Source organism: Kribbella sp. NBC_01484 (genome assembly GCF_036227145.1).
Taxonomy (GTDB): Bacteria; Actinomycetota; Actinomycetes; order Propionibacteriales; family Kribbellaceae; genus Kribbella.
In genome coordinates, this window is sequence record NZ_CP109437.1 from 1,771,990 (window position 1) to 1,789,114 (window position 17,125).

The 17,125-nt window shown below is 68.3% G+C and carries 18 protein-coding genes; 9 read left to right on the forward strand and 9 right to left on the reverse strand.

Translation table 11 applies throughout. From position 1 onward, the window contains the following. Positions 1–48: 48 nt before the first annotated feature. From OG555_RS08700 to OG555_RS08715, 4 genes are all read right to left on the reverse strand, one after another. Positions 49–693 carry an HAD family hydrolase gene (locus tag OG555_RS08700; protein WP_329482293.1) on the reverse strand — a complete coding sequence of 215 codons (645 nt, stop codon included), beginning with the start codon at positions 691–693 and terminating at the stop codon, positions 49–51. After that, positions 690–1,841: an alpha-hydroxy-acid oxidizing protein gene (locus OG555_RS08705; protein WP_329482294.1), complete on the reverse strand. Its 1,152-nt coding sequence runs from the start codon at positions 1,839–1,841 to the stop codon at positions 690–692. The genes OG555_RS08700 and OG555_RS08705 overlap by 4 nt, the downstream gene beginning before the upstream one ends. A gap of 104 nt (positions 1,842–1,945) precedes the next feature. After that, positions 1,946–2,254, reverse strand: a complete 309-nt coding sequence (locus OG555_RS08710) for a putative quinol monooxygenase (RefSeq protein WP_329482295.1) — start codon at positions 2,252–2,254, stop codon at positions 1,946–1,948. Between the two features lie 28 nt (positions 2,255–2,282). Next, positions 2,283–2,726 (reverse strand): SRPBCC domain-containing protein, encoded by a 444-nt coding sequence (locus OG555_RS08715; RefSeq protein WP_329482297.1) that lies wholly within the window; start codon positions 2,724–2,726, stop codon positions 2,283–2,285. 163 nt (positions 2,727–2,889) lie between these two features. On the opposite strand from OG555_RS08715, the gene OG555_RS08720 reads away from it, so the two are divergent. From OG555_RS08720 to OG555_RS08735, 4 genes are all read left to right on the forward strand, one after another. Then, positions 2,890–4,104 (forward strand): MFS transporter, encoded by a 1,215-nt coding sequence (locus tag OG555_RS08720; RefSeq protein ID WP_329482298.1) that lies wholly within the window; start codon positions 2,890–2,892, stop codon positions 4,102–4,104. Between the two features lie 35 nt (positions 4,105–4,139). After that, the gene (locus OG555_RS08725) at positions 4,140–5,387 is read left to right on the forward strand and encodes a DUF445 domain-containing protein (protein ID WP_329482299.1); all 1,248 of its coding nucleotides are present in this window, start codon (positions 4,140–4,142) and stop codon (positions 5,385–5,387) included. A gap of 82 nt (positions 5,388–5,469) precedes the next feature. Further along, on the forward strand, positions 5,470–6,018 hold the full coding sequence (locus OG555_RS08730; protein WP_329482300.1) for a SigE family RNA polymerase sigma factor: 549 nt from the start codon (positions 5,470–5,472) through the stop codon (positions 6,016–6,018). Then, the gene (locus OG555_RS08735; protein WP_329482301.1) at positions 6,015–7,049 is read left to right on the forward strand and encodes a hypothetical protein; all 1,035 of its coding nucleotides are present in this window, start codon (positions 6,015–6,017) and stop codon (positions 7,047–7,049) included. Before OG555_RS08730 ends, OG555_RS08735 begins: the two co-directional genes overlap by 4 nt. Here OG555_RS08735 and OG555_RS08740 read toward each other — a convergent pair whose 3' ends face one another. After that, the gene (locus OG555_RS08740) at positions 7,050–7,802 is read right to left on the reverse strand and encodes a sugar phosphate isomerase/epimerase family protein (RefSeq protein WP_329482302.1); all 753 of its coding nucleotides are present in this window, start codon (positions 7,800–7,802) and stop codon (positions 7,050–7,052) included. 108 nt (positions 7,803–7,910) lie between these two features. Here OG555_RS08740 and rarD point away from each other — a divergent pair, with 108 nt between their 5' ends. From rarD to OG555_RS08755, 3 genes are read left to right on the forward strand one after another with little or no spacing between them, the layout of a single operon-like run. Then, a complete protein-coding gene (gene rarD, locus OG555_RS08745; RefSeq protein ID WP_329482303.1) occupies positions 7,911–8,828 on the forward strand; it encodes an EamA family transporter RarD in 918 nt (305 codons plus the stop codon). Positions 8,829–8,888: 60 nt separating this feature from the next. Then, complete coding sequence (locus OG555_RS08750) at positions 8,889–9,371, forward strand: RrF2 family transcriptional regulator (protein ID WP_329482304.1); 483 nt, start codon at positions 8,889–8,891, stop codon at positions 9,369–9,371. Positions 9,372–9,408: 37 nt separating this feature from the next. Next, positions 9,409–9,885 (forward strand): cupin domain-containing protein, encoded by a 477-nt coding sequence (locus tag OG555_RS08755; RefSeq protein WP_329482305.1) that lies wholly within the window; start codon positions 9,409–9,411, stop codon positions 9,883–9,885. 134 nt (positions 9,886–10,019) lie between these two features. On the opposite strand, the gene OG555_RS08760 is transcribed toward OG555_RS08755, so the two are convergent. After that, a complete protein-coding gene (locus OG555_RS08760; protein WP_329482306.1) occupies positions 10,020–10,784 on the reverse strand; it encodes a hypothetical protein in 765 nt (254 codons plus the stop codon). A gap of 74 nt (positions 10,785–10,858) precedes the next feature. Here OG555_RS08760 and OG555_RS08765 point away from each other — a divergent pair, with 74 nt between their 5' ends. Together OG555_RS08765 and OG555_RS08770 are read left to right on the forward strand one after the other, a co-directional pair. After that, positions 10,859–11,371: a hypothetical protein gene (locus OG555_RS08765; RefSeq protein WP_329482307.1), complete on the forward strand. Its 513-nt coding sequence runs from the start codon at positions 10,859–10,861 to the stop codon at positions 11,369–11,371. An 81-nt stretch (positions 11,372–11,452) separates the two neighbouring features. Further along, positions 11,453–13,012 (forward strand): phospholipase D family protein, encoded by a 1,560-nt coding sequence (locus OG555_RS08770; RefSeq protein ID WP_329482308.1) that lies wholly within the window; start codon positions 11,453–11,455, stop codon positions 13,010–13,012. Here the strand turns inward: OG555_RS08770 and OG555_RS08775 are convergent. The 3 genes from OG555_RS08775 to OG555_RS08785 are packed head-to-tail and all read right to left on the reverse strand — an operon-like array spanning position 13,009 to position 17,077. Beyond that, positions 13,009–14,031, reverse strand: a complete 1,023-nt coding sequence (locus tag OG555_RS08775; protein WP_329482309.1) for a polyprenyl synthetase family protein — start codon at positions 14,029–14,031, stop codon at positions 13,009–13,011. The genes OG555_RS08770 and OG555_RS08775 overlap by 4 nt on opposite strands. Further along, positions 14,028–15,614 carry an NADH-quinone oxidoreductase subunit NuoN gene (gene nuoN, locus OG555_RS08780; protein WP_405072120.1) on the reverse strand — a complete coding sequence of 529 codons (1,587 nt, stop codon included), beginning with the start codon at positions 15,612–15,614 and terminating at the stop codon, positions 14,028–14,030. The genes OG555_RS08775 and nuoN overlap by 4 nt, the downstream gene beginning before the upstream one ends. Beyond that, positions 15,614–17,077, reverse strand: coding sequence for an NADH-quinone oxidoreductase subunit M (locus OG555_RS08785; RefSeq protein ID WP_442914523.1), 1,464 nt, complete (start codon positions 17,075–17,077; stop codon positions 15,614–15,616). Before OG555_RS08785 ends, nuoN begins: the two co-directional genes overlap by 1 nt. Positions 17,078–17,125: the final 48 nt, after the last annotated feature.

Below are 17,125 nucleotides of genomic sequence, written 5' to 3' on the forward strand. Positions count from 1 at the left end.
CGGCATCCGCTCGCGCCAACCGCCTGATCCGTCTGCTCGTGGACGGCGTCAAAGCAACTGCAGGAGAGTGATCCCGGCCGGCCGATCGAGATGCCGCGCGGCCAGCCCCACGGCCCGCGCCGCCACGACATCGAGCTCGAGGTTGTCGCCGATCATCAGAGTGTCCGCGGGCTCGGCGCCGAGGGCCTCGCAGGTCTTCAGATACGCCTCGGGCGCCGGCTTGCCGGCGCCGAGCGACTCCGACGTACAGACCACGTCGACCAGCTCGGCCAGCCCGATCGCGGCCAGCTTCGCGTTCTGCTGCGTCGTACTCCTGTTGGTCAGCACGCCGATCCGCCAACCGTTGCTCCGGGCAACTTCCAGCGCGGGCCGCGCGTCCGGGAACGCGGTCCAGCTGCCCCGGTAGTGGCGCAGGTAGCCCGTGAACAGCTGATCCAGCTCCGCGTCGGTCGGCGGGACCGGATGGCCGAGGAGCGGCAGAAAGTCCCGCAGCCGGGCGCGCCGCTGGCCCTGGTGGGTGAGCGCACCGGCCAGCCACTGGGGGTAAACGCGGTCCTCGATCACGAACCACTGCGCGACCAGTTCGTCCGACGGGGTGCCACCGAGCTCGGGGATCCAGGTGCGGATCGCGTACGTCGCCGACGCGGTGTGGTCGAACAGCGTGTTGTCCAGGTCGAAGATGACCGCCTTCACGCCCGGACCACCGAGTCGCGGTTGAGCTCACGATGGTTCGCGTACCCGGCCAGCGCCAGCGTCAGGTCGAGCTCGGCCAGGAAGCATCGCAGTACATGCTCGACACCCGCCTGCCCGGCCAGCGCCAGGCCGTAGAGCAGCGGACGTCCGAGCAGCACCGCTTTGGCACCGAGCGCGAGCGCCTTGGCGGCATCGGCGCCAGTGCGTACGCCGGAGTCGAACAGGACCGTCAGTTGCTCGCCCACCGCATCCGCGATCGCGGGCAACGCATCCAGCGACGCGACTGCGCCGTCCACCTGGCGGCCACCGTGGTTCGAGACCACGATGCCGTCCACGCCGTGCTCGGCCGCGAGCTTGGCGTCCTCGACCGCGGTGATCCCCTTCAGCACGATCGGGCCGTCCCAGTTGTCGCGCAGGAACGACAGGTCGTCCCAGGCCAGGCCGACGTTCGGGAACATCTGCGCCCAGTGCATCACCGCGGCACCCGGGTCCTCGGCGACCGGCTTGACCAGCTTCGCCTGGAAGGCCGGGTCGCTGAAGTAGTTCGCCAGCCCTTCACCCTTCAGGAACGGCAGGAACCCGCGGTCCAGGTCGGACGGCCGCCACCCGATCGTTCCGGTGTCGAGCGTGACGACGAGTACGCCGTACCCGCCGGCCTTGGCACGCTGGAGGAAGCTGAGGCAGACGTCCCGGTCGGTCGGGTAGTAGAGCTGGAACCATTTGCTGCCGGCCTCGATCTGCTCGATCGCGTGACTCGCCTGGGTCGAGTGCGTGTAGGTCAGGCCGAGGGTGTCGGCGGCCCGGGCCGTCGCGAGTTCGCCGTCCGGATGCGCCAGCGTCTGGACGCCGATCGGTGCGACCACCACCGGGGCGGGCATCGCCGTACCGAGGATGGTGCAGGACAGGTCGCGTTCGGTGCTGCCACGGAGCATCCGGGGCACCAGCCGCCACCGATCGAACGCCACCTGGTTGGCTCGTGCCGTCGCGCCACTCCCCGCGCTCGGAACGATGTAGCCCATCGCCTCCACCGGCAGCTTCCCGGCCGCCTGCGACTCCAGCCGGGCCAGGTCGGTCGTGATCTCCGGCCGGATCCCCTGCAACATCCCCTGCAGGTAGATCTGCAACTGGTAGTCCCCAAAGTTGGCCATGCCGGATGCTCCCACGCCCACCTCGCGACCTCAACCACGCCATCCCGGCCAAGGCAACCAGACCGCACAGCCAGACGAACAACGTGCGCACAGCGCAACCGCGCCTATCTCATGGTGGCTGCGACGAGGTCATAGTCGGTGAAGACGACAGGGCCGGCCGTCAACTCGGGCGTGTAGACAGCCTCGAACGCGGCGACTGCGTCAGATCGACTGTGAGCCTCATGGGCCGCCTCGTCCTCGAAGATGAACAGATGAACGAACTTGGTCGGATCATCGACCTCCTGCCACGCCGCGTACAGGCGGCTGCCTGGCTCATTGTCCGTGACGTAGCGGACAAACTCGGTGATCGCAGCCTTGACACGATCAACGGCGTCGGCCCGGACCTCGTAGTGCGCGGTCTGGTAAATGGGCATCAGGATCTCCTTCGGATGGTGCGGGGTGCTACGTCGGTCCGGCGCTGGGGACGTAAGGTCGGCCGCGGCCGCGGGTGCACAGGAGCCGCAAGCTCTCGAGGTAGTAGCCCCAGTTGAAGTTGTAGATGCCGTAGTCGTCGTCGGAGAGCTCGGTTGCGTACTCCTGCCAGAACCGCAGCCGGGTGCGGTCGGACTCGAGTGGAACGAGTTGGAAGCGGAAGTCGTTGTCCTGCCAGTTGTCATGTCCACCGATGCACCGCCAGGACACCGCGGAACGCGGCACGATCTCAGTCACCTGCATGATGGGGTTGAAGTCGCCGCTGAACGTCCAGTGAGCCTGAACGCCGAGCGCTGCCGGCGCCGTCTCCACGCGCGTGGACCACCACGACGCGAGGCGCGGGCCTTCGGTGAGCGCACTCCACACCGAGTCCACCGGCCCATCGATGTCGAGTACGTGATGGATGGTCTTCATACGGCGGCTCCTGACGTGACGGCCGGGACTCCGCGACTGCGGGGATCCCTTGCGAGTTCAGCGTCTCGCTCCGACGCCGCCACGCCAATGTTTGAGCAGCCGCGATGGTTGTCCGATCGTCCGGGAATGCGGTTGGATGCGACAATCAGCCGTGAAAAACTCGGTGACTCCTGACACTCGCACGACTACCGCGCGCCACGTCGGTTTGGCGTTGTTCGCGCTGGCGACCGGTGGTTTCGCGATCGGAACCACCGAGTTCGTCACGATGGGGTTGCTGCCGCAGATCGCGGACGGCGTGCACATCTCGATCCCGACCGCCGGTCACGTCATCTCGGCGTACGCGCTGGGGGTCGTGGTCGGCGCACCGGTGATCGCGGCACTCGGCGCGCGGACCGGGCGGAAGCGGTTGCTGCTGGGACTGATGGCGGTGTTCGTGCTCGGCAACGTGCTCTCGGCTGTTGCCTCGAGCTACGAGTTCCTGATGGCCGCGCGCTTCCTGACCGGTCTGCCGCACGGCGCGTTCTTCGGGATCGGCGCGGTGGTCGGCACGACGCTGGTGCCGGCCAACCGGCGGGCCCGGGCGGTCTCGATGACGATGGTCGGACTCCCGGTCGCCAACATCATCGGCGTACCGCTCACCACTCTGATGGGCCAGCGGCTCGGCTGGCAGGCACCGTTCCTCGCGGTCGGCGGCCTCGGACTGCTCACGCTGGTGGCGGTCTGGTTCTGGGTCGCGGCGCAGCCGGTCGGCAGCGACGTCAACATCCGCAGCGAGCTCAGTGCGCTGGCCCGGCCGCAGGTGTGGATGGCCCTGCTGGTCGGCATGGTCGGCTTCGGCGGCATGTTCGCCACCTACTCCTACATCACCCCGACGATGACAGAGCTGGCCGGTTTCTCCGAGTCCGCGGTCACCGTCGTGCTGGCCGCGTACGGCGTGGGCATGACCTGCGGCACCGTGGTCGGCGGCCGCCTGGCCGACCGCGCCCTGATGCCGAGCCTGTACGGCGGCCTGATCGCGGTGGCCGTCGTCCTCGGAACGTTCGGCTGGCTGGCGCAGACCAAGCCGGGTGCGCTGATCGGGGTGTTCGCGATGGGCTTCTCCGCGAGCATCCTGGTCCCGGCGTTGCAGACCCGCTTGATGGATGTCGCGCACGGAGGCCAGTCGCTGGCCGCCTCACTCAACCACTCGACGCTCAACATCGCGAACGCACTCGGCGCCTGGCTCGGCGGCCTCGTGCTGGCCGCCGGATTCGGCTACGAGTGGCCGAGCCGGCTGGGCGCCGTACTGGCCGTCGCCGGGTTGGCGCTGGCGCTCATCTCGGGGCTGATGGATCGGCGGACCGTGCGTAATTCAGGGGTCGACCAGGCCGTCGCCTGACCACCTGATCACCGCCCACTTGGTTAGATCGGTGTATGGCGACAATGACGTTGAGCGCCGCTGACCAGGTTCGGCGGCGCGGGTTGCGGCAGATGCGATCGGTCGCGTTGGGGTTGTTGCTGCTGGCAGTCGCGATCTACGTGGCCACTCTGCACCTCGAGGGCGGATGGGGTTACGTGAACACCGCGGCCGAGGCGGCGATGGTGGGTGCGCTGGCGGACTGGTTCGCGGTCACCGCCCTGTTCCGGCATCCGCTCGGGCTGCCGATCCCGCACACCGCGATCGTGCCGACCCGCAAGGACAGCCTCGCCGAGAGCCTGGAGCAGTTCGTCACCGAGAACTTCCTCTCCGAAGAGGTGGTGGCGGAGAAGATGCGCACCGCCGAGGTGAGCCGCCGGGTCGGCGAGTGGCTTGCCGCCGGCAACCACGCCGAGCGGATCGTGGCCGAGGGAGCCCGGACGGTCGGCGCGGCGCTGCCGAGGCTGGGCGACGAGGACGTGACCGCGTTCGTGCGGGGATCGTTGCTACCGCGGTTCGTCCGAGAGCCGTTGAGCCCGATCGCCGGGCATTTCCTGCAGTCGGTGGTCGAGGACGGCGCCCACCACGCGTTGCTCGAGCTGGTTCTGGTCGAGGCGCACGACTGGCTGCGGGACAACCGGGACGTGGTCGCCGACATCGTCGGTTCGCGCGCGCCGAGCTGGTCGCCGCAATGGGTGGACCGGATCGTGATCGACCGGATCCACCGGGAGGCGCTGGCGTGGCTGGCCGACGTACGGGACAACCCTTCGCACCCGACTCGCCAGGCGCTCGACCGGCTCCTCGGCCAGCTCGCCGACGATCTGCAGAACGACCCCGACATGATGGGCCGCTTCGAGGCGTTCAAGGCCCGGATGCTAACGCACCCCGACATGGGCTCGAGCCTGACCGCTGTGTGGGACGCCGTACGCAAGGCGCTGATCGAGGCGATCAACGATCCGGCCAGCACGTTGCAGGTGCGCGCGACGACAGCCCTGCAGGAGCTGGGCAAACGACTGCAGGACGACGACGGACTCCGCGGCAGGGTCGACGCCCGCGCCGCCGAGGCGGTCGGGTACGTCGTTCGCACCTATGGCAACGAGATCGTCTCGATCATCTCCGACACGATCGAACGCTGGGACGGCCGCGAGGCCGCCGCCCGGATCGAACTGCACGTCGGCCGCGACCTGCAGTTCATCCGGATCAACGGAACCGTCGTCGGCGCCCTGGTCGGCCTCCTCATCCACGCATTCAGCCAACTCCTCTAGATCCCGCAGTTGGGCGGACCCGGATCTGCAACTGGCGCACAGCCGGGCAACCATCCGGATGGCCCAGCCGGTCGAGCACGATGTGAGCATCGAGAACGGCGCGTTGACCGCGCGCGAGACGGGGGTGGCGGTGCGGACCCTGGAGAGCTTCGACGCGTTCGTCGCGGCCCGCTCCCGGGCTCTGCTGCGGACGGCGTACCTGCTGACCCGCGACCACGCGCTCGCCGAGGACCTGGTCCAGACCGCGCTGGCCAAGGCCTGGTTCCACTGGTCCCGGATCCGCACGGACGACCCGGAGCCCTACGTACGGCGGATCCTCGTCACCACGTACTCGTCCTGGTGGCGCCGCCGCTGGACCGGCGAGATCCCGACCGACGAACTGCCGGAGTCGCCGGCCCCCGCCGGCGAGGACCGCGTCGACCTCTGGGACGCCCTCGGCCGCCTCCCCCGGCGCCAGCGCGCCGTCGTCGTACTCCGCTTCTACGAGGACCTCACCGAAGCCGAGACCGCACGCCTGATGGGCTGCGCCGTCGGCACCGTCAAAAGCCAAGCCGCGAAGGCGCTGGCCAAACTCCGCCTCGACCCAGCACTCGCCTCCGTCGCCTCCGCCGACCAGGAGCCCTCGCGATGAACCTCCAGAACCTCCGCGACGAACTGACCATGCGCGCCGCCACCGCAGACGACCGCCCTGCCGACCTTCTCCCCGGCGTCCGAACGAAGATCCGGCGCACCCGGCGCCGGCGCCTGATCGCCGCCGCGACCGCCGCAGCGGCTGCGGTCGCGATCTCCGTCGCGGTGCTGCCGGGTGCCCTGTCGACCTCCACGCCGGAGCCGACGGACCGAACGCAGCACCTCCAGAACGACCTGCCCATTCCCGGCGCCTTCCCCGGCAACACGCTGCTGCGGAGCGCGTCCGGCGAGCCCGGTCGGACCCACCTCGAGTTCGACTGGGCCGCGACCACGAAGGGGGTCGCCTTCGCCCCGATCTGCCGGATCGCGACGAAGGACCAGGTCTGGGTTCGGATCAACGGCTACACGGTTCTGGCTGGGTCTTGCCCGCCCCCCGGCACCACGTACCCCCTGAGCATCGCCGGCGAGACCGGGGTCTGGGCCGACGCTCCCGCTCCCCTGGGGCAGCCGGCCAAGGTCACCATGGACCTCGTCGCACCCCCGTCCGGCCCGCCGGCGCCGGACGACCCGGCCCAGCAGATCGGCCTGGGCATCTACGCCGAACGTGGCGGCCCGTTCCCCGCCGTCGTCCCCGCACAGCCCGGCGATTATGTGAAGAACGAGCTGATCATCCGGCGCAAGGTCGGACCTCAGACGCTCCTCGCGGCGACTATCGGGGATCGGGGCCAGGCACAGGTCACCACGACCTTCACCTCCACCGGCGGTCCGGTCGCGTTGCGCCTGCTCTCCACCACGAACGGCTACAAGTTCGGCGCGCCGTACCGGATCCAGCTCCGGCTGAGTGACGGGACCGTGATCAGCCGACGGCCGTTGGGTGGCTACCAGGCCGGGCCGGACCCGAGCGCGACGCTCACGCCGGCCGTCCCGAAGGGACAGCCGGTGACCGTGACCGCCACGCTCGTGTACGGCACCAACGGGCCGACGACCGAGCCCAGGGGGACGATCGGTGTCGGCGTCTACACGACCGACTGATCAGACCCAGGAGTGCAGGTCGGCGGCGTCCTTGGCGAACTGGTCCTGGGAGTCGTCGGCTACGAATTCCAGGAGGGCGTTGATTTCGCGGGGTTCGGCGCCGAGGCGGTCCAGGACGGGGCGCCAGAGGGATGCCCGGGCCGCTAGTGGCAGGCGGGTGTTGGACGGCCACCACGAGAAGACGTGGACAGTGCTGAGCCACGGCATCAGGGCCTCGAGTTGCTCGAGGCACTGGGCGTCGTCCAGATCGACCGGCGGTTGCCAGTAGGTCTTGAGGTTGGGCGCACCGACGTCGAGCAGCAGCGTGATCGTCGAGTCGACCTCGTCGGTGAGCGTGTTGCGGTGGAACTCCAGCGCGACCTCGATCCCGGCAGTCGCGGCAACGTCGGCCAACTCGGCCAGCCCGCGGGTCACCGCCATCCGGTCCCCCACGCCGGCTTCCGCCGTACTGACATTGCCGGCCCAGACCCTGATCCGGGGCGCGCCGAGCGCCTCGGCGGTGGCGACCGCCGAACGCATCTCCTCGCGGTCGACACTGCCGGCCCGCAGGTACGAGCCGTACGCCGCGATCTCGAGGCCGTGGACCTCGGACAGCGCCTTCACCCGCTGGGCGGCAACCAGATTGCCGAGCGGGACATGTACGTCACCACCCCACTCGATCGCCGCGAGCCCGGCCTTCGCCGCCACCTCCGCCACCTCGTCGGCCGGCAACTGGCGAAACGTCACCGAGACCAGACCGGTCCTCACACCCACTGGTGCCTCCTCATTTCCACCTCTCTATCCAACCCCATCGCACCAGCCCGTCTCACGTCATGAGCAAAGCAATTGGATGCCACTGTCGCGCGGGCTTAGGCTGACGGCGTGCCAGAACAGCGAAAAGGGTTCACCTACGGCTTCACCGCGTACCTGATCTGGGGCCTCTTTCCGCTGTACTGGAAGCTGCTGGACCACTCCGGCGCGATCGAACTGCTCGCCCACCGGGTCCTCTGGTCCCTGGTCACGATCGCCATCCTGGTCGTCGTACTGCGGAAGTTCGGCCAGGTGAAGGCGTTGCTGCGGGAGCCGCGGCGGCGGTGGCCGCTGATCGCCGCGGCGTTCCTGATCTCGGCGAACTGGGGCACGTACATCTGGGCGGTGAACCACGGCCGGGTGGTGGAGACGTCGCTGGGGTACTTCATCACCCCGCTGTTCACGGTGCTGCTCGGCGTCTTCGTCCTGAAGGAACGGCTGCGTACGGCGCAATGGGTGGCGCTGTCCATCGCGTTCGTCGCCGTCGTCGGGCTGACCATCGAGAACGGGCAGCCGCCGTGGGTGGCGATCATCCTGACGTTCTCGTTCGGTCTCTACGGCCTGGCGAAGAAGCAGGCCGGCGCCGGGGCGATCGAGGGGATGGCGATCGAGTCCGGAACTGCGTTCCCGCTCGCGCTCGCCGCGATCGCCGTACTCGGGCTCCACGGTGATTCGACGGTCACCCACCAGGGCGCCGGTTACCTGGTGCTGGTGTTGCTGACCGGCCCGATCACCGCCGTACCGCTCCTGCTCTTCGGAGCCGCCGCGACGCGGGTCTCGATGACGACGCTCGGCCTGCTGAACTACATCGCGCCGATCATGCAGTTCATCGTCGGCGTCCTGGTCTTCCACGAGGCCATGTCCACCATGCGCTGGGCCGGCTTCGGCCTGGTCTGGCTCGCCCTCGTCATCTTCACCTGGGACAGCATGAACCGCCGCCGCCAGAGCATCGCCCTCGAGCGGGCCGCGGTGACCGCCTCCGCAGTCTGAATTTTCGGCTTCCGCCGGGTCTCTTGACTCCTGCTATTCAGGACATTTAATATCCAGGTTATGAAGATGAACGAGGGCGTCGAATGGGCGATGCACAGCTGCGTGAACCTCGGCTGGCTGCCCGGTGAGGCGGTGACCGCCAAGCGACTCGCCGCCTTCTACGACCTTCCCACGGCGTACCTGAACAAGCAGTTGCAGGCGCTGACCCGGGCCGGCATTCTCTCCTCGGTCTCCGGGCCGAAGGGTGGCTTCCAACTGGCCCGCGACCCGCGCAACATCACGCTGCTCGACATCGTCGTCGCCATCGACGGCACCGACGACGCCTTCCGCTGCACCCAGATCCTGAAGTCCGGGCCTCGCGCAGACGCCCGCGCCGACTACCGGGAAGCCTGCCTGGTCTCCCAGGCAATGCGTGCGGCGGAGCTCACCTACCGCCGCGAGCTGGCCGGAACGACAATCGCCGACATCGCCACGCGCGTAGTGCAGCAGACGCCGGCCGCTCCGGAGAACACCCGCACCTGGTTCGCCAACCTCAAGTCCTGATCCACCACGCCTGTTCCTAGCCAGGAGTTGATTCAAGATGTCAAATATCCAGAACCCCGCGGCCGTCCTGACCCGTTCCATCGAGGCCGAGGTCCTGTCCGCCAGCGGCGTCACGCTGCTCGCCGACGTACCCGACACCAACGGACACCTCACCAGCCACCGCTCGATCTTCAAGCCCGGCAAGGAAGGCGCTCCCCCGCACCTCCACCATGAGGCCGCCGAACTCTTCTTCGTCCTGGACGGCTCCCTCCGCGTCCTCACCGGCGACAACATCACCACGCTGGAGCCAGGCGACTTCCTCGTCGTACCCCCGAACACTCCGCACGCCTTCGAAGCCGCCGGCGACCACGATACCGAGGTCCTCTTCGTCCTCACCCACGCCAAGCCTCGCTTCGGCTATTACCGCCTCCTGGAATCCGTGTACCGCGGTGAAACCGACCCGGCCGAGCTCGGGAGGACGAGCGACCGCTACGACAACCACTACGTCGAAAGTCCCACCTGGCAGAACCGCTAGCCCTCAGCGGTGGGGCTGCCGGCTCTCGATCTCACGAACCAGCTCGGCTGCCGTTGGACAAGGTGCGCTCGCTCACCCGAGGACCCTAGCGGCGAGCAGTTCCACCCGTTCAGATCCGTACCGGACCGGTGGGCTCACTGGCCTTTGGGGCACGGTGGATAGCGCGGGGTGTTTCGGCCCCAGAGCAGCGCTCCGAGAAATGATCCCCTGAATTCCAGCTGTGGTGCTTTCCGGAGCGCTCCACTGACCGCCGGCGGTCCGCTGCAAATAGCCCGAGATTTGACGTTGTCAGGATCAAGAAACTCGATAGATCGATCGGCTTCACTCATGAGCACCAATGCCCCTTGCGATTCGCCGAGTACGTAACCGACCCGGAGCTTTCCATCCGTCATGGTAATGGTCTGCACCGGTAGCCACGGTCTTTGCAAGATGATCGGAGTCATTGCGGCGACCACCAGCAGCACCGTGAGCTGAATTCTCAGCAGCCGGCTCGAGGCAACGGCTTCAGCGATATGAACCGTCCGCGAGTTTCGGCGAACATAGCGGCCGATGACGGCCACGACGACTACGACGGCCACCGTGGCGACCACGAGTGCGGTGGCCGTCAGGCAGAGCGTCGCACCCAGGGCCAGGCTGAAAAGAGTCCACGCCCACCCTGGACTCAGGTTGATCAGAGAAGGGTCGATCAGGACGACAACTGCCAGCAGGCAAGTTGCCACCATCAACGCAAAGGGCAGCAGAGTGAGCGTGGTCCCGGCGACCGCGGTTGCTGTTCCTGAGGTTTGCAGAATTGTTGCAGCGGTACTTACGTCAAAACGCGCGATGGACAGCAGTCGCGCGGCAATCAGCAGGGCAGAGAGTGCTGCCGTGACCAGCGCGGGATGGTCCTTGAAAAACACCCAGCACCTCCGTGAGGAGAGGTCGCTCTTGCTGCGCCGGTTCGCTCGGGCCTATCGTAAGCAGAGGGGGAGACATGAGCAATGCCGGACCGATGAGCGGGCGCGGCCTGAAAGTGTCACTTTCGGTTGGATTGCTGGCGCTCACGTTGCTTGTCGGGGCGGTCGGTTTGGGCCTGCTGAGTCAGTCCAGCGGCCCGGACACCGGCTCGGCGCCTCCTATCACGGTCAGCGGTCCTGCTCCCACCGGTAGTAGCCCCGAGCCCGAACCGTCGTCGTCCAGCAGTGTCAGGATCTTCTACACACTCGCAGCTCAGCAGATTGCCGGAGAGATCTCGGTGGTCATGGACGGCCGGCCCGCGGGTCTGCTGACCGTCAGTCTCAACGACCCGACAGCGGTGCTGGACGTGCCGGTGACCAGCGCGGGCAGCCACACCTACCGCCTTGCGGGGAGAACCACCTTCCGATCCGGCAACGGAGACGTCGAGGTCGCTGCCTACGGCCGGGGCGTTGTCGACGCCTCTCCGGGCGACGACTTGGCAGTCAGGTCGGAGCCTGGGGGGCAAGCCATCGTCCTGACGCTGGAGTGACCGCGCCGTGGGTCAGACGGAGCGGGTGGCTACCAGGTCGCAGAGGGCGTCTCGGGCGGGGGCCTGGTGGAGGTCGGTGGGGTGGCATCGAGTGTGTGCCGGGACTGGGAGGGCACTGGGGTGGGTATGACGTACGAGTGGTTTCTCAGCGCGGGCGAGCGTGGCAATGCGGCCACTGGCATCGACGAGGGTGGGGCGTGGACCGAGGGGAATCTGGTGCGGCCGTTGGTGCATGGAGCGACGTACTTCCGGCGGTTGTACGACGAGCTGTGCGGCCTGCGGTCCGGTGACCGGGTGTACTTCACCGACTGGCGCGGGGATCCGGACGAGGTGCTGTTCGAGGACGGCCCGAGCATCGGGTCGCTCCTCTGCGACCTCGCGCGCACCGGGGTGGAGATCCGGGCGCTGTTGTGGCGGTCCCACTCCGACCGCATGAACTTCAACTCGCAGCAGAACCAGCGGCTCGGGACCGAGTTGAACGAGGCCGGCGCCGAGGTGTTGCTCGACCAGCGGGTCCGCCGGCTGGCGTCGCACCACCAGAAGCTGTTCGTGATCCGGCATCGCGGCGATCCGGACGCCGATGTCGCCTTCGTCGGAGGTATCGACCTGTGTCACGGACGACGCGACGACGCACGGCACCTGGGCGATCCGCAAACCGCACCGATGGACCCGCGCTACGGGTCCCGGGCTCCCTGGCACGACGTCGTGCTCGAGATCCACGGTCCGGCGGTAGGCGAGCTCCTGCGCTGCTTCGTCGAACGCTGGGACGATCCGCATCCGCTGGACCGCCGGACGCCGTACCGGATGGTGGTCCAGCGGCTGGCCCGGATGCCGCGACACCCGTCGAAGTTGCCGGAGGCGTTCCCGGATCCGCCGCCGGCCGGGCCGCATCCGGTGCAGGTGCTGCGGACCTACGCGCACAAGCATCCGACTTTCCCGTTCGCGCCGCACGGTGAATACAGCGTGGCTCGCGGCTATCTGAAGGCGTTCGCGCGAGCGAAGACCCTGGTCTACGTCGAGGATCAGTACCTGTGGTCAGCGGAGGTGACGCATCGCCTGCGGGAGGCGCTGGACCGGTCGCCCGAGCTGCGGATCATCGCCGTCGTGCCACGGTATCCGGACCAGGACGGCCGGATCAGCGGCCCGCCGGCCCGCTACGCCCAGCTCGAGGCACTGAGATTGCTGGAGTCGGATCGCGTCGCGGTCTACAACCTGGAGAACGAGTACGGCGTACCGATCTATGTGCACGCGAAAGTCTGTATCGTCGACGACCAGTGGCTGACCTGCGGCTCGGACAACTTCAATCGCAGGTCCTGGACCAACGACAGCGAACTGACCTGCGCGATCGAGTCCGCGGACCTGGCCCGGTCGCTCCGCTCGGAGCTGTGGTCCGAACATCTCGCCACCGATGCCCCCGACCTCGACCCGATCAGCGGCTTCAAGCTCTGGCAGGAGCAGGCCGCCACTCTCGACGAGTGGATCGCGAATGGTTGCCTCGGGCCACGACCTCCCGGCCGGATCCGCCGGCACAGCCCGCACCCCGTGTCCCGCCTGCAGACTGCTTGGGCGAGCCGGCTGGCCCGTCACGTCTACGACCCGGACGGGCGGCCGCGCGCGATGCGGCGCCGCAACGCCTTCTAGACCGAGCGGGTGGCGACCAGGTCGCAGAGGGAGTCGAGGGCGTCGCGGGCGGTGCCTTCGGGAAGGTCGGCGAGGAGTTTGCGCGCGTCGGCGGCGCGTCGGCGTACGTCGTCCTCGGCCTGCCGGAAGGACGAGTGGGCCCGCAGGAGGTCGAGGGTCTCGGCCAGGCGGGTGTCGTCGGACAGGTCCGAGTCGAGCAGCTCGAGCAGGCGTGCGTCCGTCGGGTCCGACGGGTCGGCCTGAGCCCGGAAGATCAGGACCGGCAGGGTCGGGACGCCCTCGCGCAGATCGGTGCCGGGAGTCTTACCGGACTGGCCGGACTCCGAGGCGATGTCGAGGATGTCGTCGGCGAGCTGGAAGGCGACGCCGATCTCCTCGCCGAAGGCGCGCAGCGATTCCTGGATCTGCTCGGAGGCACCGGCGTACCGGGCTCCGAAGAGCACCGACGTCGCGATCAGCGAGCCGGTCTTGTCGGCGACCACCGAGAGGTAGTGCTTCAGCGGGTCCTGGCCCTCGCCGACCCCCAGGGTTTCGCGGATCTGGCCCTCGACGAGCCGGCCGAAGGTCCGGGCCTGGATCCGGACCGCCTCCGGCCCGAGGTCGGCGAGCAGGTAGGACGCCCGGGCGAACAGCCAGTCACCGGACAGGATGGCGACCGAGTTGTCCCAGCGGGCGTTCGCGGTGGACGAGCCCCGCCGCAGCGCGGCCTCGTCCATCACGTCGTCGTGGTGCAGGGTCGCGACATGGGTGAGCTCGACCACCGCGGCCGCCTTGACGACCTCCGAGGCGTCCGGAGCAGGCCCGAACTCGGCCGCCAGCAGTACCAGCAGCGGCCGGAACCGCTTGCCACCGGCAACCATGACGTGCTGCGCGGCCGCGGTGACGAACGGCGCCTCGGACTGGGTCGCGTCGCGCAGCGCCTGCTCGACGGTCTCCAGGCCGGCACGAACCCGGGATTCGAGCGCCTCGTCGGCGAACGCGAATCCCAGGCTCTCGGCCGGCAGCGGGGTCGGACTCAACGGATGAACTCACCTGCGCGGGCCGCCAGGTCGAGCACCGGTCCGGGGACCAGGCCGAGGACCACGGTGGCGGCGAGACCGAGGGCGACGGCGGTCGTGGTCTGCCAGCCGGGCAGGGCCACGTCCGGTGCGTCGGCCGGGAGGTCGGAGAAGAACATCAGCACGATCACGCGGACGTAGAAGAACGCGGCGATCAGGCTGCACAGTACGGCGACCACGACCAGCGGCCACGCGCCACCGCTCCACGCCGCGGTGAACACCGCCCACTTGCCGGTGAAGCCGGCGGTCAGCGGGATCCCGGCGAAGGAGATCAGGAAGAAGGCGAAGATGCCGGCCAGCAGCGGCGATTTCTTGCCCAGTCCGGCCCAGCGCGACAGGTGCGTCGCCTCGCCACCCGCGTCCCGCACCAGCGTCACGACGGCGAAGGCGCCGACGGTCGGGAAGCCGTAGCAGACCAGGTAGAACAGCACCGCCTGGGTCGAGGTGATCCCGTTGTGGTTGCCGCTACTTGCCTGCGAGAGCCCGACGAACGCGGTCAGCAGGAAGCCTGCGTGGGCGATCGACGAGTACGCCAGCATCCGCTTCACGTCGGACTGGGTGATCGCGACGATCGAGCCGACCACCATGGTGAGGATCGCGACGATCCACATCATCGGCGCCCAGTCCCAGCGCGTCCCGCCGAGGGCGACGTAGAAGACCCGCATCAGCCCGATGAACGCGGCGATCTTGGTGCAGGCCGCCATGAACCCGGTGACCGGCGTCGGGGCGCCCTGGTAGACGTCCGGCGTCCAGGAGTGGAACGGTACGGCACCGACCTTGAACAGCAGGCCGACCGCCACCAGGCCCGTCCCGGCCAGCAGGATCACGTCACCGCCGGTCTGGGTGGCCAGCACGTCCGAGATCCCGCCGAGCGACATCGTCCCGGCGTACCCGTAGAGCAGCGCGATGCCGAACAGCAGGAACGCCGAGGAGAAGGCACCGAGCAGGAAGTACTTCATCGCGGCTTCCTGCGAGATCAACCGGCGACGACGCGCCAGCCCGCACAGCAGGTACAGCGGCAGCGAGAAGACCTCGAGCGCGACGAACAGCACCAGCAGGTCGTTGGCCGAGGCGAACAGCATCATGCCGCCGACCGCGAACAGCGTCAGCGGGAAGACCTCGGTGTGCTCGACCCGCGCCGCGGTGCCCTCGCGCTCGGCCTCGGACCCCGGTACGGCGGCCGCCTGGCCGGCGAACGCGGACAGTCCACCGTCGACCGACCGCTCGGCGAACAGCAGCACGCTGATCAGCGTCAGCCCCAGCAGGAGGATCCAGGTGAACAGCGCCGGGCCGTCGACCGAGATCTCGCCCTGGGCCGCGATCACCTCCTTGTCGCCGCCCATCAGGATGGCGGTCAGCACGCCCGCGACGACCAGGGCTACCACCGTGATCGCCAGCTGCACCAGATGCCGCAACTGCCGGGGCAGGAACGCCTCGGCCACGACGCCGACACACGCCGCACCGAAGACCACGAGCAGCGGAGCCAGCTCGTTGTACTCGATCTTGGGCGCCGTGAAATCCGCCAGCGGCAGGATGTGCGCGATCACTTCTGTCCCTCCGTCACGGGGATCTGCGGAGCCTTGTCGGTCACGCCCACCCGCTGCATGGTCGACTGGACCGCGGGCTTGATGATGTCGACCACCGGCTTCGGGTAGATGCCGAAGCCGATGATCAGGATCACGAGCGGCGCGATCGCCAGTACCTCACGCGTGTTCAGGTCCTTCAGCTTCTCGATCCCGTCCCGGACCGGTCCGGTCATCGTGCGTTGGTACATCAGCAGGATGTACAGCGCGGCGAGCACGATACCGAACACCGCGATCACCGCGATCGTCTTGTGCCGGCTGAACGTCCCGGCCAGCACCATGAACTCGGAGATGAACGGCGACAGACCGGGCAGTGCCAGGCTGGCCAGGCCGGCGAACAGGAACGTGCCGGCCAGCACCGGCGCCACCTTCTCCACCCCGCCGTAGTCGGCGATCCGGGCGGATCCGCGCCGGGATATCAGGTACCCGGCGATCAGGAACAGTGCCGCGGTGGAGAGCCCGTGGTTGAACATGTACAGCGTCGATCCGGTCAGGCCCTGCGAGGTCAGCGCGAAGATGCCCATCACGATGAAGCCGAAGTGCGAGATCGAGGTGTACGCGATCAGCCGTTTGATGTCGGTCTGCCCGATCGCCAGCAGCGCGCCGTACAGGACCGAGATCAGGGCCAGCACCAGGACGACCGGGGTGGCCCACTCGGACGCGTTCGGGAACAGGCCCAGGCAGTACCGGATCATCCCGAAGGTGCCGATCTTGTCCAGGACGCCGACCAGTAGGACCGACGTACCCGGTGTCGCCTCGCCGGCCGCGTCCGGCAGCCAGGTGTGGAACGGCACCATCGGCGCCTTCACCGCAAAGGCGAAGAAGAAGCCGAGGAACAGCCAGCGTTCCGTGTTCTGGCTCATGTCGAGCTTCATCATGTCGGACAGCAGGTACGACGGATCGCCCTGGCGCGACGAAACGACGAACAGGCCGACCACCGAGGCCAGCATGAGCAGACCGCCGAGCAGCGAGTAGAGCAGGAACTTCACCGCGGCGTACGAGCGCTGCGGGCCGCCGAAGCCACCGATCAGGAAGTACATCGGGATCAGCGTGGCCTCGAACAGCACGTAGAAGAGGAACACGTCGGTGGCGGCGAACACGCCGAGCGACAGTGCCTCCAGGCCGAGGATCCAGGCGAAGAAGGCCTTCTCCGACCAGCGGCCGTTCTGCGCGTCGTTCCAGGACGCGATCAGCACGACCGGGGTGAGCAGCGCGGTCAGCACCAGCAGCACCACCCCGACCCCGTCGAGGCCGAGCGCGAAGTGCGCACCGAACGGCTTGATCCAGTTGTGGACCTCGGCGTAGTCCGCGGGGCCGTTGCGCTGGTAGCCGATCGTGATCACCGCCGTCAGTACCAGCGTGACGAGCGAGAACCCGAGCGCGACCTGCTTGGCCAGCAGCGCCTTCGCCTTGGGCACCAGCATCGTCGCGATGGCCCCGACGAACGGCAGGAGCAGTAGGAGGGTCAACCA